This is a genomic window from Bradyrhizobium sp. WYCCWR 12699, assembly GCF_032144035.1.
Taxonomy (GTDB): Bacteria; Pseudomonadota; Alphaproteobacteria; order Rhizobiales; family Xanthobacteraceae; genus Bradyrhizobium.
In genome coordinates this window covers 569,749-584,967 of sequence record NZ_JAVTJN010000030.1, presented here as the reverse complement: position 1 = coordinate 584,967, position 15,219 = coordinate 569,749, and the positions used below count along the sequence as shown (strand labels likewise).

The window sequence follows — 15,219 nt, the reverse complement described above, 5'->3', positions numbered from 1 at the left end:
CAATAGCACGGCCGGGCGACGGAAACATGGCTCTCGTGTCCCGGACGCGCGAAGCGCGAGCCGGGACCCAGGAGTCACGGGCGTAGATCTCGGCGGCATGGGCCCCGGCTCAGCAGCGCATCACTAACGTGCTGCGCTGCGTCCGGGGAAGGAGACCATTCGCGGATGCAGAGGTAGCGCCTCAGCCCTTCCGCTCCGGCACGCGCTTGATCTTCGCGCCCAGTGCGTTCAGCCGTTCCTCGATGCGCTCGTAGCCGCGCTCGATCTGGTCGGCGTTGTTGATGGTGGAGGTGCCCTGGGCGCACACGGCCGCAAGCAGCATCGCCATGCCGGCGCGGATGTCGGGCGAGGTCATGGTTGCGCCGTGGAGACGGCTGGGACCGGCGATGATCGCGCGGTGCGGGTCGCACAGCACGATACGCGCACCCATCGCGATCAGCTTGTCGACGAAGAACATCCTGGATTCGAACATCTTCTCGAACATCAGGATGACGCCCTCGCATTGCGTGGCGGTGACGATCGCGATCGACATCAGATCGGCCGGGAAGGCCGGCCAGGGCTGGTCCTCCAGCTTGGGCACGTGGCCGCCGAAATCGTCCTGGATCTTCAATGTTTGATTGGACGGCACGATCAGGTCGTCGCCCTCGACGCGGCAGACGATGCCGAGCCGCTCGAACCCCATGCGGATCGAGCGCAGATGCTCGACGCCGGCGCGCGTGATGCGCAGGGGCGAGCGCGTCACCGCGGCAAGCCCGATCAGCGAGCCGACCTCGATGTGGTCGGGCTGGATCCGGTAGGTCGTCCCACCCAGCGTCGCCGGCCCATGGACGATCATGGTGTTGGTGCCGATGCCCTCGATCTGAGCGCCGAGCGCGACCAGGAAATTGGCGAGGTCCTGCACGTGCGGTTCGGAGGCCGCGTTGCGCAAATAGGTGACGCCGTCGGCGGCGACCGCCGCGACCAGCGCGTTCTCCGTCGCGGTGACGCTGGGCTCGTCCAGGAACACGTCCGCGCCGGCCAGCCTGGGCGCGCGGAATTCGAGCCGGTCTGTCGCGGTGACCTTGGCCCCTAACTGCTCCAGCGCCAGCACATGGGTGTCGAGCCGGCGGCGGCCGATCACGTCGCCGCCGGGCGGCGGCAGCATCACTTCGCCGCAGCGGGCGAGCAGGGGGCCGGCGAGCAGGATCGAGGCGCGGATCCGCACGCACAGCTCGGGGTCGAGATCGGCGGCGCGGATGCTCTTGGCGTGGATGTGGAGCGTGTTACGGGCGGTCCATTCCGCGGACGCACCGACCGAGCGGATCAGTTCGACCAGCGTCTCGGTGTCGCGGATCCGCGGCACGTTCTCCAGCGTCACCGGATGCGAGGTGAGCAGGGCGGCGGCGATGATCGGCAGTGCCGAATTCTTGTTGCCGGACGGCTCGATCGAGCCCGAGAGCCGGTGACCGCCCTCGACGATGTATTGGATGGGCGCCACTTGCGTTTCTCGCTGTCCTGTTGCGTTGGGGCGGGCTGCTTCGGGAGCGGAAACTACCGAGAATTGAGCAGGGTAGCAATTCTGCACTTGTCGCGGCGGAAGCCGCTTATTGGCCCTGAACAGGCCCGCTGCGCCAGGCGTTTAGAACAAGCCGATGATATTGGCCACCACATAAAGGATGACGATCAGCATCAAGACGCCCATGACGAGAAAGGAGATTTCGACGGCAATGGCGCCCGCGCCAAGCGCGGCCGCGACCCCGGCCAAAAGCCTCTCTTCGCGAAACACCAGCGCGAGTACGGAGAACAGGATGGCAAGCAGGCCGAGCGAGATCGCGCCGATCGAGGACATCTCCCTCAGCTGGCTTCCCGGCGACTTTTCCCGCGGGGGCGCCTGATACTCGACGCCCTTGACCCGCGCGATCAGGCGATCCTTGAGGCGATGGCCGGTGTCGACGATCACCTTGTCCGCCGGCGGCGGCGGATACAGCACCGGTACGACCCAGTGCGGCAGCACGGCCGCGATCAACGCCAGCACTCCGACGATGCTGCCGATCACGCCGAGGCGGCGCGAGGGGAGGGCTGGGCTGGTCGTTGCGGATGCGGTCACGGCGCGGTGCTTCAGTTGCGGAACAAATTGATGACGCCGCCCTCGCCTTTGACTTCGAAATACATGAGATCGACGTAGATCGCAGCTGCGAGAACCAGCGCGCGCTCGTCTTCCGTCAGGCTGCGTTCCAGATATTCCACCAGAAAATTATCACGGTCGGTGAACAGCTCGGATCCGAGGCCGGACCATTTCTTCGCAACGCGCGCCTGCTCTCGCCCGCCACGCATGAACGGAAAGGTCCATACTTTCCAGAGTGGCGAAGTGACTTCGAGCACCACTCGTCCCTGCGCATCGTGCACATGGAAGCGCTTGGTGAAGATCGAAAACTGACGCTCGATGGTTCCTATGAGGCGGTCGTCACGCGAGCGCAGCTCCAGACATTGAAAGAAAAAGCGGAAGGGATGAATGCCGCGCATGACCGGCTGTCGGGCGGCATCGAAGAAATGCACCTCGAAGGAGCGCCAATGCCCGAAGAGCTGACGAAACAGGAAGCCGAGAACTCCCTTTTGCTGTTCGGCAGCATAGAGCAGATCGCGGCCATTTTCGTCGCGAATGCGATATTTGTTGCGGGTTTCGAGGCCGAAGAGCTCGGCCATTTCGAACACCTGCTGCACGTACATGCGGTGCTGGTCGGCTAACATCGGCAACATTCGCTTGGACCTCTTCCAGTGCCAGCTACGCCATTTTGTCGCGGTGGCCGGGGATGAGGTTCAGGCGGCGGAGCCGCCGTGAGGGCGGTGCGCCCCCTCTCCCGCAAGCGGGAGAGGCGAAACAAGCCTCAGATGTCGATCGTCGCGCTGAGAGAGTGTTCCTGAATGAAGTCGCGGCGCGGCTCGACCACGTCGCCCATCAGCTTGGTGAAGATGTCGTCGGCCTCGTCGACCTCCTTGACCTTCACCTGGAGCAGCGAGCGCGCTTCGGTGTCGAGCGTCGTTTCCCAGAGCTGCTCCGGGTTCATCTCGCCCAGGCCTTTGTAGCGCTGCAGCGAGATGCCCTTGCGGCCGGCGTCGGTGACCGCCTCGAACAGGTCGGACGGACCGTGGACCACGTGCTCGCTGTCCTTGCGCCGCAGCTTGCCGGAGCGGGCATAGACGTCCTGGAGCTTGGGCGCGTACTCGTCGAGCTTGCGGGCTTCGGCGGAGCCGAGCAGCGCATCGTCGATGACGGCCGCTTCCTTGACGCCGCGCACCGTGCGCTCGAACACAAAACCCTGGCCCTCGACGAATTGGCCGACCCAGCCGCGCTCGACCTCCTCGGCCTGGCTGTCCAGCCGGGTCGCGATGTACTGCGCCGCGGCTGCGGCGTTCTCGGGGTTGCCGTACACCGACTTGTTCAGCACGCCGGTGATGGCGGCCTGCTCGACCACCTTGCGGTTATAGCGGCTGTGCAGGTTGCGCAGGATGCTGCGGACGATTCGAGCGTCGTCGACCAGCGCGCGCAGGTCGCGGCCGGTGCGGTCACCGCCGTTGCCGGGCATATACACGCAGTCGTCGAGGCCGGCGTCGATCAGGTAATCCTCCAGCGCCCGCTCGTCCTTGAGATATTGCTCGGACTTGCCGCGTGAGACCTTATAGAGCGGCGGCTGGGCGATATAGAGATAGCCGCCGTCGATGATGTCGCGCATCTGCCGGTAGAAGAAGGTCAGCAGCAGCGTGCGGATGTGGGCGCCGTCGACGTCGGCGTCCGTCATCACGATGATCTTGTGATAGCGCAGCTTCTCGATCGAGAACTCGTCGCTGATGCCGGTGCCGAGCGCGGTGATCAGCGTGCCGATCTGCTCGCTTCCCAGCATCTTGTCGGGGCGCACGCGCTCGACGTTCAAGATCTTGCCGCGGAGCGGCAAGACGGCCTGGAATTCGCGGTTGCGGCCCTGCTTGGCGCTGCCGCCTGCGGAGTCGCCCTCGACGATGAACAGCTCGGACTTGGCCGGGTCCTTCTCCTGGCAGTCGGCGAGCTTGCCGGGCAGCGAGGAGACCGAAAGGGGACTCTTGCGCGTCAGCTCGCGCGCCTTTCGCGCAGCCTCGCGCGCCGCGGCAGCCTGGATCACCTTGCCGACGATCATCTTGGCTTCGGACGGGTGCTCCTCGAACCAGGCTTGCAGCGCCTCGTTGAGCACGTTCTCGACCACGGGGCGCACTTCCGAGGACACCAGCTTGTCCTTGGTCTGCGAGGAAAATTTCGGATCGGGCACCTTCACCGACAGCACGGCGGTGAGACCTTCGCGGCAGTCGTCGCCGGTCAGCGCGATCTTCTCTTTCTTGGCGTTGGCCTCGGCATAGCCGTTGACCTGGCGTGTCAGCGCGCCGCGGAAACCGGCCAGATGCGTGCCGCCGTCACGCTGCGGGATGTTGTTGGTGAAGCACAGCACGTTCTCGTGGTAGCTGTCGTTCCACCACAAGGCCGCCTCGACGCCGATGCCGTTGGCTTCCGCGCGCACCATGATCGGGGCCGGCACGATCGCCTTCTTGTTGCGGTCGAGATATTTGACGAATTCCTCGACGCCGCCGGAATAGTGCATCTCCTCGCGCTTCTCGACCGCATGACGCATGTCGGACAGCGCGATGTTGACCCCGGAATTGAGGAAGGCGAGCTCGCGCAGCCGATGCTCGAGCGTCGCGAAATCATATTCGATGTTCTTGAAGGTCTCGGACGAGGCCAGGAACGTCACCTCGGTGCCGCGCTTGCCCGGCGCGTCGCCGACCACCACCAGCGGTGCGACGGCATCGCCATGGGCGAACTCGATATAGTGCTCCTTGTTGTCGCGCCAGATGCGCAGGCCGAGCTTGCTCGACAGCGCGTTGACGACGGAGACGCCGACGCCGTGCAGGCCGCCGGAAACCTTGTAGGAGTTCTGGTCGAACTTACCGCCGGCGTGGAGCTGGGTCATGATGACCTCGGCCGCCGAGATGCCTTCGCCCTTGTGGATGTCGACGGGAATGCCGCGGCCGTCGTCGCGCACGGTGACGGAATTGTCGGCGTTGAGCACGACATCGACACGCGTGGCGTGGCCGGCCAGCGCTTCGTCGATCGCGTTGTCGACGACCTCGTAGACCATGTGGTGCAGGCCCGAGCCGTCGTCGGTGTCGCCGATATACATGCCCGGGCGCTTACGGACGGCATCGAGACCCTTGAGCACGCGGATCGATTCCGCGCCGTAGTCGCTCGGATTGGACGGCTCGTTTTCGGCAGCGGGCTGCCGAGCAGGTTCTGTCATGAGAGGCCTTCGAAATGTCGCCCGAATCAGCGGCGCAAAAGGCGCTGATTTGCAGGCTATTTGTGCCATGAAAGCGAGATTGCGCCTAGCGCAAAGTATGCTGCCGCAACCCTTTGAGGAGATAGGGTTTTTTGGCGAGTTTTCAAGGCGTTTGGGGGCCGATTTCGGGGCCCGTGAAAAGCCCGATTCGAGACCCCGTTCCGGGTCCTCAAAGACGTGGATTTTGCGGGGCGCGGAGCCTCTTCCCAAGGCGCCTCGGCGCCGCGGAGCGGCCGTCGGCTCAGTAGATCTGGTCGGACTCGCCGTCGCCGTCACGCAGCTTGAGGAACCACGCTTGGTCCGCGGCCAGCGTGATGGTGTCGCTGCGCACCAGATGACCCGACACGTGCAGGGTGTAGGAATAGGTGCCGGGCGGCAGATCCAGCGTTTGCGGATGATTTAAGCCGCCCGCGATCTTGACGATTTGATCGTTGATCGCGAGCGAGGCCACATCAGGCACGAGATAGCCGAAGATCAGCCGTGCTTGTCCTGGCATTGGCAGGAAGTTGGCCTTGGCCGCGGCCTGCGTATTTCGCTGCACCAGGTCGATCGTGGTCTCGCCCTTGGCACGGCCGAGCGTCAGCGTGCCCGGCCCCTTCGGAGAGGCGAAGGCGAGCAGGGCGCGATCGGCGGTGACCACCGTGCCATCGGGCTTTTCCTGCCAGCCGCGCTTTCCAAGCTCCGTGCGGTAGAAGGCGAGGACGTCGCCGAGCTCGGCGGGCACCTCGGCCTTGAGCTCGAGCCGGAGCGGGACTTCGACCCCGTCCGCGCTGGTGCGGCTGAAGCTCGAGTGGCTGGCTCGCGTCGGCACGGGCATGTCGGCGTGGGCATCTGCTGCGGTCAGCGGCTGCTGCGAGCAGCTCGCAAGCAGAGTGAGACTGCACACCAACAGCCGCCATCGTGCCGGGACCTTCGTCCCGCGTCTTGCCGTCGTCATGTCCATTCTCCCGGAAGGTCGCGCGTCATGATCTTCGCGCGATGAGGTGGCTGCGACATTGTCGCGGCCACCTCCGACCAACTGGTCGCCCCATGAACCTGATGGGTTCAACCTGGCCGGGACAGGCACAGGGGATCAATACATCTGCAGCGGCAGCACGGCGCCATCAGGGCCCACCACGAGGCCCCAGGCATCGCCGGCCGCAACGGTGAGGCTCTCGGTGCGGGCGGGATGTCCGGGCACGCGCAGGGCGTATTGGTATTTGCCGGGCGGCAGATCGACCATCGGACCTTTCGGCGATTGCGGGCCGCCGGCGCCGGCCGCGATCTTGACGGTCTGCTTGTTGATGGTGAGCGACGCTTCCTTCGGTCCGATATTGCCGAGCATCAGCCTGGCCTGGCCCGCCTTGGGCATGATGTCGGCCTTGACGGCGGCTTCCGGATTCTTTTGCGCCAGACTGACCGTGGTCTCGCTCTTGGCACGGCCGAGCTTCAGCACCGCCGGGCCTTGCGGCGAAGTGAAGTCGATCTGCGCGCGCTCCGCCGACACAATGGCGCCGTCGGCCTTTTCCTGCCAGCCGAGCTTGGACAGCTCCGTGCGGTAAAACGCCAGGACGTCGCCGAGCGGGGCCGGGATGCTGGCTTCGAGCTCGCGGCGGAACGGCGTCTCGCTGCCCGGCATCTTGGTGGTGGCGAGCGAGGTCGACGACCGCTGCGTCGGTACGGGCAACTGGGATTCGGTGTCGGGCTTGAGCGGCTCGGACGATTTGGCCTGCGCTTCCACGGGCTTGGCGGTCGCCACCTTGAGGCCCGATCCCTCGGCGCTGACTCTCACTTTCGGCCCCATCTGCATCACGGTGAAGGAGATCGACTTGCCGCTCTTGGCAAACTCCAGCATCGCCATGTTGGGCTGGTTGATGACCGAAGGCCGCTCGTTCCAGCCCAGCGGCTTCAGCGAGGCCCGGTAGAACGCGGTCAGCGCCTTCACGCTCGATCCGGACGAGAATTCGAGGCTGCCGTCGTCGCCTTTGAATCTGACGTCCTCGGCGGTCTCCGGCAGCGGCACCGGCGTCTTGCTGTCGGCAAGTGCACCGAGCGGCGCATCGGACAGCGCGGCCGCCTGCACCTTGCGCCGCGCTTCGTCGGCGGCGATGACCTGCTTGGCCATCGCCTCGGCGTCTTTCATGAATTTCTCGTCGGCCTCCTTCTTCGCCTTGGCACGGGCCGCAAGCGCGGATTCCTTCACCTGTGCGGTCAGGCTGACCATGGTGAAGTCATATTTGCGGCCAAGCCGCAGCACGCCGGTCTCCTCGGCGTTGGAGATCTTGAGCGCAACGTCGTCGCCGGGGATGAGCGGGGCGCTGCCATCCTCCTGCCAGCCTCGCGCAGCGAGCTCGCGATGATAGAAGGCGAGCACGGCAGGCAGCTCGGCCATCGCGGCGGCGCTCATCTCGCGCTTGTTGGAGCTCGCGCTGCCGAGGCCCCTGGCCGACTTGGTCGGATTCGGCCGCGGCAGGCCGGCAACATCGCTATCGGCGGTGAGATCGGCGGGCAGCACGAAAGGCGCGATCCGGACATCGACATCGGTGCGGCCGTCGTTGCGCTTCGTCAGCGTCAGCATCACCGGCTTCTGCTTGTAGAACTGCGTCGTGTCGCCCTCGGGATGGTCGTAGAATGCGCGCATGCCGTTCGGAACGGCCTCGTCGAGGCCCGTCGTCGTCCAGCGTGCCGCCGTTTCCGCCGTGAGCTTGCGCCAGCCGATCGCCTCCATCTGGCGAGTGTAGAATTCCGACGTCGCATCGAGCGCGCCCGGCGCGATGCAGCCGAGATAGGGCCTGGTGCCGTCGAACACGAGATCGCTCGCGCCGTCGGGGAACGGTACGTTCGAATAGATCCGGTCGGTCGTGTAATAGACCACGGACTGATCGGGCCGGCCGCCGGCCTGCGTGAAGTGAACGGACAGGCCTTGCCGTCCCTTCTTGAATTTCAGCGTGGTGCTCTTCTCCTCCAGCGGCAGCACATAGGGCACCCAGCCCTCGGCACTCAGGAGTTTTCGCACCGCCTGTGACGTCACGGCCGGCGGCGTCGGCACGCGATATTCGACGCGGTAGGGATCGGGGCGCGAAGTGTCTTCCACCGCGCCCTCGAGCTGCGGCAGTGCGTGGACGTCGACGATGCCGGCATCGGCCGCGGCGGCAACCGAGCTGCTCGCCAACAGGAAGAGGCCGCATGCAAGCAGCCGCCAGCGTGCCGGGACCTGCGTCCCGCGCGTCATCCTCGACATCGTCACTTCTCCAAGGGGCGTGGCGCGGCGCATCGGCTCGCGCGCAATTGCAGGCTGCGGCACCGTCGGCGCGGCCTCTGACCAGAAGTCGCGACAGGAACCCGTGAGGTTCAAAGATCGCCGATGCTCCGGAAGCGCTCAATACAGCTGGAGCGGCGGCCAGAGGTCTCCGTCGGGCCCGACCGTGAGCTCCCAGGTATCGCCGGCCACAATGTCGAGGGTCTTCGTGGTGGCCGAACGGTCCGGCACGCGCAGCTCGTAGGAATAGCGGCCGGGCGCCAGATCCAGCGAGAGCGCGCTTGTGCCGGCGGCGCGCTTGACGGTTTTCGCGTCGATCGTGAGCGTGGCATCCGTCCCGCTGATGTTGCTGAACACCAGCATCGCCTGGCCGGGCTCGGGCATGATATTCGCCCGGCTCGCCGCATCTGCGTTCTTCTGCACGATATGGATCGAGGTGCTGCCGTCCTTGCGGGCGAGCTGCAGTGCGGCGGGCCCGAGCGGGGAAGCGAAGGTGAGCTGGACGTGATCGGCTGCGATCACCGCGCCTTCGGGCTTTTCCTGCCAGTCGAGCTTTCCGAGCTCGGTGCGATAGAAGCTGACGACGTCGCCGAGCTGTGCAGGCACCGTGGTTTCGAGCCTGGTGCGGAGCGGAGCTTCGATGCCGGGCATCACCGTGGTGTGGGTGCTGCGAAAGCTGTAGCGGGCCGGCGCGGGCAGTTTGGCGGCGGGGTCCAGCGTCAGCGCGGGCGAGAACAACGGCGGCAGATTCGACACGAACGCGCCGGCGCTTGCGGCGAGCAGGCAGCTTGCGAGGAGAACGAGGCCGCACGCAATAGGTTGCCATCGTGCCGGAGCTCGCGCCCCATGCCCCATCGTCGCCATGCCTGTGCTCCAAAGGATATCGCGCGTGTCCGAGATATTCGCGCGATGGCCGCGTGTCGCGGCCTCAAGCAGCTAGTCGCCGGCGGAAACGAGCGGGTTCAACGCGGCGGCTTAGCTTCGGGCGGAGACTCGTCCGCTCTCGACGTCAAACACTTCGCCTCCCGCGCCGATCTCGGCGAAGGCCGCCGGGTCGGCGCCGGTGAGCCAGACCTGCGCCCCGAGCTTCTTCAGCTCGTCGAACAGCGCGGCGCGCCTGCTGGGATCGAGATGCGCGACGACCTCGTCGAGCAGCAGCAGCGGCACGATGCCGGTCATCTCGGCCACCAGGCTCGCATGCGCCAGCACGAGGCCGATCAGCAGCGCCTTCTGCTCGCCGGTCGAGGCGTCGCGCGCCGGCATGCTCTTCGGCGCATAGATCACCTGGAGGTCGGTGAGATGCGGGCCGTCGGTGGTGCGGCCGGCGATGGCATCGCGCGGACGGTTGTCGCGCAGGATCTGCCGGTAGCGGTCCTCGACCGAGGTCGCGGTCTCCTGAAGCAGCGCATTCTCCATCCAGCCGTCGAGCGCGATCTGCGCCGACGGAAACGCGGACGCCTGCGCGCGCGCATTGAGCATGCCGGTCAGCCTTGCCGCCGTCTGGCCGCGCGTGGCCGCGACCGCGACCGCGAGCTCGGCGGTCTCGCGCTCGATGGCGTCACACCAATGGTCGTCGTAATTGCGGGTCTCGAGCAGGCGGTTGCGCGAGCGCAAGGAGCGTTCCAGCGCGTTGATGCGGCTGGAGTGCTCGCTGTCGATGGCGAGCACGAGGCGGTCGAAGAAGCGCCGCCGCTCGGAGCCTGCGCCCATGAACAGCCCGTCCATCGCCGGCGTCAGCCAGACCATGCGGATGTGATCGCCGAAGGCTGCCGCCGACCCCACCGGCTCGCGGTCGATGCGGCAGCGACGGCTGACGGCGGCGTCAGCGCGCGGTGCATCGATGCCGGTACCGAGCGTCGCCAGCCCCAGCGCGCCCTCGACCTGCGCCGACACCGCCCAGGAGCCGTCGCCCTGGTTGTCGGCGACGTCTTCCAGCGTGGCGCGCCGCAGGCCGCGCCCCGGCGACAGGAACGAGATCGCCTCGATGCAATTGGTCTTGCCCGCCCCATTCGGCCCGACCAGCGCCACCAGGTCAGCCGCCGTCTCGAGCCCCCCCGCCCGATAATTGCGAAAATGCGTCAGCGTCAGGCGATGAATGCGGGAGGGGGTCATGCTAGCTCGTCATTGCCGGGCTTTACTTCCCTCCCCCCTTGTGGGGGAGGGTGGCGCCTCACGCAGTGAGGCGACGGGTGAGGGGTATCTTACCGCCCGGCAAGCTTTGCAAGGATATCCTCCAATACGGAAGTGGACTGCTGAAGCACGTCATTGTTCCAGTAGCGCGCGATGGCAAAGCCTTCAGTAAATAGAGCTGCGTCACGATCCGCATCGCTTCGCGATTCTGCATGCTGGCTTCCGTCGATTTCGATCACGAGACGCTTGTCGAAACAGACGAAGTCGAGGATGTAGTTTCCGAATGGGACCTGTCGGCGGAACTTGTATGCCGACAGGCGGCGGTCTCTGAGCAGGCGCCACATCGCTGCTTCCGCATCCGTCGGTTCGTGCCGCATGTTCTTCGCGAATTGGCGGAGACGTTTGGGGACTGGCCGATGGGATGGCTCCTGCGGCACGAACCCCTCACCCGACTGAGTGTGTATCCGCCTGCGGAGATGCCCTCTCCCACAAGGGGAGAGGGCACAGCAACGTGCATCGCGCTTGTTTCGACGAGGAAAACTGTAGCTTTACCCTCTCCCCTTGTGGGAGAGGGTGGCTTCGCGCAGCGAAGCCGAGTGAGGGGTTGTCTCCACACAGAAGGTGTCGCGAGAGGAGGAACACGTCCCTCACACCCGCATCGGCATCAGCACGTACAACGCGCTCTTGTCGTCGCGGTCTTGCACGAGGGTCGGCGAGCCGGGATCGGCGAGCTTGAGGGTTGCGACGTCGCCTTCGATCTGGGCGGCGATGTCGAGCAGATAGCGAGAGTTGAAGCCGATATCGAGGGCGTCGGAGGCGTATTCCACCTCGAGCTCTTCGGTCGCGCTGCCGGAATCCGGATTGGTCACTGACAGCACCAGCTTGCCCGGCGACAGCGACAGTTTTACCGCGCGCCCGCGTTCGCTGGAGATGGTGGAAACGCGGTCGACCGCGTTCTCGAAGTCCTTCTTGTCGACGACGAGCTCCTTGTCGTTGCCTTGCGGGATGACGCGGCCGTAATCGGGGAAGGTGCCGTCGATCAGCTTCGAGGTCAGCACGACGTTGCCGATCGTGAAGCGGATCTTGGCCTGCGACAGCTCGATCGTCATCTCGGCGTCGGTATCCTCGATCAGGCGCTGCACCTCGCCGACGGTCTTGCGCGGCACGATCACGCCGGGCATGCCCTCGGCGCCCTTGGGCTGCACCAGATCGAGCTGGGCGAGGCGGTGGCCGTCGGTGGCGACGCCGCGCAGCGTTGCGGCCTTGGCCGTGCCCGCCGCGTGCAGATAGATGCCGTTGAGGTAATAGCGCGTCTCTTCGGTCGAGATCGCGAACTGGGTGCGGTCGATCAGCCGCTTGACGTCCTTGGCGGCGAGCGAGAAGGAGTGCGACATGTCGCCGGCGGCAAGATCCGGGAAGTCGTTCTCGGGCAGCGTCTGCAGGGTGAAGCGCGAGCGGCCGGCGCGGATCGCCAGCACCGCGCGGTCACCGTCGGCCTCCAGCACGATCTGCGAACCATCCGGCAGCTTGCGCACGATGTCGTAGAACATGTGCGCCGGCACGGTGGTGGAGCCCGCGGTCGCGGTTTCCGCTGGCAACGTCTCGGTGACCTCGAGGTCGAGGTCGGTCGCCTTCAGCGACAGCTTGGCGTTCTCGGCCCGGACCAGCACGTTGCCCAGGATCGGAATCGTGTTGCGGCGCTCGACCACGCGGTGGACATGGCCCAGCGACTTCAGGAGTTGCGCGCGTTCGACCGTAACCTTCATTGCACTACTCGCCCGATCCCCAAGGAAACACAAATTTGAGAACGCCGGGCGGCGGGACGCGCGCCACGGCACCGAAGACCCCGGAAAGCCGGATCATCCAGCCGATATGACCAAAGCTGTCAGGGTCGCGCAAGGTGGCTCGGATGGCCCCCGGATTCAAGAGATCGGAGGCAGTTCCCCACGATTTACCGCCCAAAACGAAAACCGCCGCCCAGGCGAGGCCGGGGCGGCGGCAGAATGGCAGGAGCGCCTAGGCGTTTATTCCTGAAGCTGGCGCTTCAGCGACTCCACTTCCTCCGACAGCGCGGTGTCCTTGGAGACCAGGGCCTCGATCTTGCGCACGGCGTGCAGCACCGTGGTGTGGTCGCGTCCGCCGAAGCGGCGGCCGATCTCGGGGAGCGAGCGCAGGGTCAGCGTCTTGGCGAGATACATCGCCACCTGGCGCGGGCGCACCACGTTGGCGGTGCGGCGCGAGGACAAGAGGTCGGACCGGCTGACATTATACTGCCGCGCCACCACGCGCTGGATGTCCTCGATCTTGATCCGCTTCGGCTCCTGCGGCCGGACCAGGTCGCGCACCTCGTGCTCGGCCATCTCCAGCGTCACCGGCCGGTTGTTGAGCTTGGAGTGCGCCAGCAGGCGGTTGATGGCGCCCTCGAGGTCGCGGCCGTTATGGGTGATGGTGCGCGCCAGATAATGCAGCACCTCTTCCGGCACCTCGAACGTCGCATGATGGGTGCGGGCGGCGGCGACGCGCGACTTGAGGATGCCGTGGCGCAGCTCCTCGCCGAGCGAGCCCATCTCGACCACGAGGCCGCCGGCGAGCCGCGAGCGCACGCGGTCGTCGAGGCTTTCGAGATCGGACGGCGGACGGTCGGCCGCGATCACGACCTGGCGGCCGGCGTCGATCAGCGCGTTCAGCGTGTGACAGAACTCGGCCTGGGTCGACTTGCCTTGCAGGAACTGGAGGTCGTCGATCACCAGCACGTCGATGCCGCGCAGCGCTTCCTTGAAGGCCAACGCCGTCTGCGTCTTCAGCGCGGCGACGAAGCCGTACATGAACTTTTCAGCCGTGAGATACAGCACCTTGCGCTCGTTGCCGGAATTGCCGGCCCAGGTCACCGCCTGCAAGAGATGCGTCTTGCCGAGGCCGACACCGGCATGGATGTAGAGCGGGTTGAACATCACGGGGTCGCCGCGGCGACCTTCCGCGACCTGACGCGCGGCCGCATGCGCCAGCGTGTTGGAGCGGCCGACGACGAAGCTCGCGAAGGTCAGGCGCGGATCGAGCGGCGAGCCGCCGAGCGCGTCGTGATTGGCCGAGACCGGCGCAGTCGCGGTCGAGCGCAACTCCGGGGTCGGCGTGCGCCGCGTCTCGACCGGCACCGGGGCTTCCTTCTGCGCCACCGGACGCACGGCCGTACGCACCGTGAGGTCGATGCGATGCACTTCCGGCATCTCGGCCTGCCAGCACGACAGCACGCGCTCGGCATAATGGGCCTGGATCCAGCTCTTCAGGAAGCGTGTCGGCACCGAGAGCCGCACGCTCTCCTCCTGCACGCCTTCCAGATCCATGCGCGCAAACCAGCTCGTGTAGACGTCTTCGCCAACGCTCGAGCGCAGCCGACCCTTCACGCGTGACCAGCGATCCTGTTCCATTGTCATCGTCAGAAAACTTTTCTTGAGAGATAAGGTTGCGTGGTGAGCGCCATGCAGAGTTCCTGCCGCCAGGGTTTCTGTCATGGTGCGACCTCAGAGCGAGTCCATCGTCAGGCATGGCTCCGCCGCTCGGCGAGAAACGCCGCGTCCGGTCAGCGATGTCAGAGATGGAGGGTTCGCGAGGTCAGCGCGTACTCGGCGCTCCGTCACACGCGGGAGGCTGGAGGTCGGACTGATCTAAACCGGCATCGTTCGAGTAGGAGACGTGATTCAATACCGCGTTGAGTCCGTAAGACATGATACCTCCCCGTCCTGCCGTGATTGCTCACGACAAGGTCCTGCGTGTCCAAAAGACAGCCGCGGCTTACGATGTCGCGGATGCCTGCCCGTGTACTAGTCGTCCGCTCGACTTCGCCCAACTTGCGTGTCGGGGTAGCGTTGCGACGTCTCTCATGTGCGCTTTCCGCACGAGGCGGGAAGATCCCGCTTGGAGACATTCAGACAAACAGCTACCATTCCCACATTGCTATGGGTTGTGAACCGACATCGCTTTTTGAAGCGTCGCCTACGTGCACACCGCCGCCGATTTGCACGCTCGCCCCGTTTCCTAAACCGCGCTGGTCTGAAGATCGTGGGCGCCGCTGACGACCTAAGGAATACACTAAGCGGAAAGACTCGCAACGAATTGATTCACACTTGAGCCACCAAAAAAACTTGACGTCGGTTAACGTCGCACGCGAGTTGTGCACAGGCTTCGGACCAAGTTTTTGGATTCGTGCACAGAATCGAAAATGCCGCGCCTCATGTGACAATTCTCCGCCACCGCCAACTTTTTTTTAAAAATTTGTCATGCACGCGACGCGCGAGGCGAGTTTTCCAAATGCTTGCGCTCGCTATGTCGATAAGTGATTAGCGAGACATCGTTTTTTGAGTCTCGTTTCACAGGGTAACTCCAGTGCGGGATGTGTTCCGGTGAATCTACGGTGTGTAGAACTTTCGTCTCTATGGGATTCAATTCGAGGCCGCAGCACAAGGGTTTTTGCAACGCGGTGAAGTTTCCGCTGTTGCAAGACCGCCGCTGCAAGAC

General features: G+C 65.3%; 11 protein-coding genes. All 11 read right to left on the bottom strand.

What is annotated here, in order from left to right; genetic code table 11:
- Nucleotides 1–181 precede the first annotated feature (181 nt).
- Nucleotides 182–1,477, bottom strand: a complete 1,296-nt coding sequence (murA, locus tag RPS27_RS13500; RefSeq protein ID WP_212064913.1) for a UDP-N-acetylglucosamine 1-carboxyvinyltransferase — start codon at nucleotides 1,475–1,477, stop codon at nucleotides 182–184.
- A gap of 141 nt (nucleotides 1,478–1,618) precedes the next feature.
- Entirely contained in the window at nucleotides 1,619–2,086 is a 468-nt protein-coding gene (locus RPS27_RS13495) for a hypothetical protein (protein ID WP_212064914.1), read from the bottom strand.
- Between the two features lie 11 nt (nucleotides 2,087–2,097).
- The gene (locus RPS27_RS13490) at nucleotides 2,098–2,736 is read right to left on the bottom strand and encodes a phospholipid scramblase-related protein (protein ID WP_212064915.1); all 639 of its coding nucleotides are present in this window, start codon (nucleotides 2,734–2,736) and stop codon (nucleotides 2,098–2,100) included.
- 128 nt (nucleotides 2,737–2,864) lie between these two features.
- Complete coding sequence (gene gyrB / locus RPS27_RS13485; protein ID WP_194405106.1) at nucleotides 2,865–5,300, bottom strand: DNA topoisomerase (ATP-hydrolyzing) subunit B; 2,436 nt, start codon at nucleotides 5,298–5,300, stop codon at nucleotides 2,865–2,867.
- A 280-nt stretch (nucleotides 5,301–5,580) separates the two neighbouring features.
- The gene (locus tag RPS27_RS13480) at nucleotides 5,581–6,276 is read right to left on the bottom strand and encodes a hypothetical protein (RefSeq protein ID WP_212064916.1); all 696 of its coding nucleotides are present in this window, start codon (nucleotides 6,274–6,276) and stop codon (nucleotides 5,581–5,583) included.
- Between the two features lie 135 nt (nucleotides 6,277–6,411).
- Nucleotides 6,412–8,559, bottom strand: coding sequence for a hypothetical protein (locus RPS27_RS13475; protein WP_212064917.1), 2,148 nt, complete (start codon nucleotides 8,557–8,559; stop codon nucleotides 6,412–6,414).
- Nucleotides 8,560–8,697: 138 nt separating this feature from the next.
- The gene (locus tag RPS27_RS13470) at nucleotides 8,698–9,441 is read right to left on the bottom strand and encodes a hypothetical protein (protein ID WP_212064918.1); all 744 of its coding nucleotides are present in this window, start codon (nucleotides 9,439–9,441) and stop codon (nucleotides 8,698–8,700) included.
- Nucleotides 9,442–9,552: 111 nt separating this feature from the next.
- The gene (gene recF / locus RPS27_RS13465; protein WP_211415352.1) at nucleotides 9,553–10,689 is read right to left on the bottom strand and encodes a DNA replication/repair protein RecF; all 1,137 of its coding nucleotides are present in this window, start codon (nucleotides 10,687–10,689) and stop codon (nucleotides 9,553–9,555) included.
- A gap of 89 nt (nucleotides 10,690–10,778) precedes the next feature.
- The gene (locus RPS27_RS13460; RefSeq protein ID WP_211415353.1) at nucleotides 10,779–11,144 is read right to left on the bottom strand and encodes an endonuclease domain-containing protein; all 366 of its coding nucleotides are present in this window, start codon (nucleotides 11,142–11,144) and stop codon (nucleotides 10,779–10,781) included.
- A 210-nt stretch (nucleotides 11,145–11,354) separates the two neighbouring features.
- Nucleotides 11,355–12,473 carry a DNA polymerase III subunit beta gene (gene dnaN, locus RPS27_RS13455; RefSeq protein WP_128922726.1) on the bottom strand — a complete coding sequence of 373 codons (1,119 nt, stop codon included), beginning with the start codon at nucleotides 12,471–12,473 and terminating at the stop codon, nucleotides 11,355–11,357.
- 258 nt (nucleotides 12,474–12,731) lie between these two features.
- The gene (dnaA, locus tag RPS27_RS13450; protein WP_194405100.1) at nucleotides 12,732–14,138 is read right to left on the bottom strand and encodes a chromosomal replication initiator protein DnaA; all 1,407 of its coding nucleotides are present in this window, start codon (nucleotides 14,136–14,138) and stop codon (nucleotides 12,732–12,734) included.
- Nucleotides 14,139–15,219 lie beyond the last annotated feature (1,081 nt).

Bases quoted from the DNA above. Each gene is read 5' to 3' on its own strand.
- RPS27_RS13480 (WP_212064916.1), bottom strand. From the start codon at position 6,276: ATGACGACGGCAAGACGCGGGACGAAGGTCCCGGCACGATGGCGGCTG.
- RPS27_RS13475 (WP_212064917.1), bottom strand. From the start codon at position 8,559: ATGTCGAGGATGACGCGCGGGACGCAGGTCCCGGCACGCTGGCGGCTG.
- RPS27_RS13490 (WP_212064915.1), bottom strand. From the start codon at position 2,736: ATGTTGCCGATGTTAGCCGACCAGCACCGCATGTACGTGCAGCAGGTG.
- dnaA (WP_194405100.1), bottom strand. From the start codon at position 14,138: ATGACAATGGAACAGGATCGCTGGTCACGCGTGAAGGGTCGGCTGCGC.
- RPS27_RS13470 (WP_212064918.1), bottom strand. From the start codon at position 9,441: ATGGCGACGATGGGGCATGGGGCGCGAGCTCCGGCACGATGGCAACCT.
- gyrB (WP_194405106.1), bottom strand. From the start codon at position 5,300: ATGACAGAACCTGCTCGGCAGCCCGCTGCCGAAAACGAGCCGTCCAAT.
- recF (WP_211415352.1), bottom strand. From the start codon at position 10,689: ATGACCCCCTCCCGCATTCATCGCCTGACGCTGACGCATTTTCGCAAT.
- dnaN (WP_128922726.1), bottom strand. From the start codon at position 12,473: ATGAAGGTTACGGTCGAACGCGCGCAACTCCTGAAGTCGCTGGGCCAT.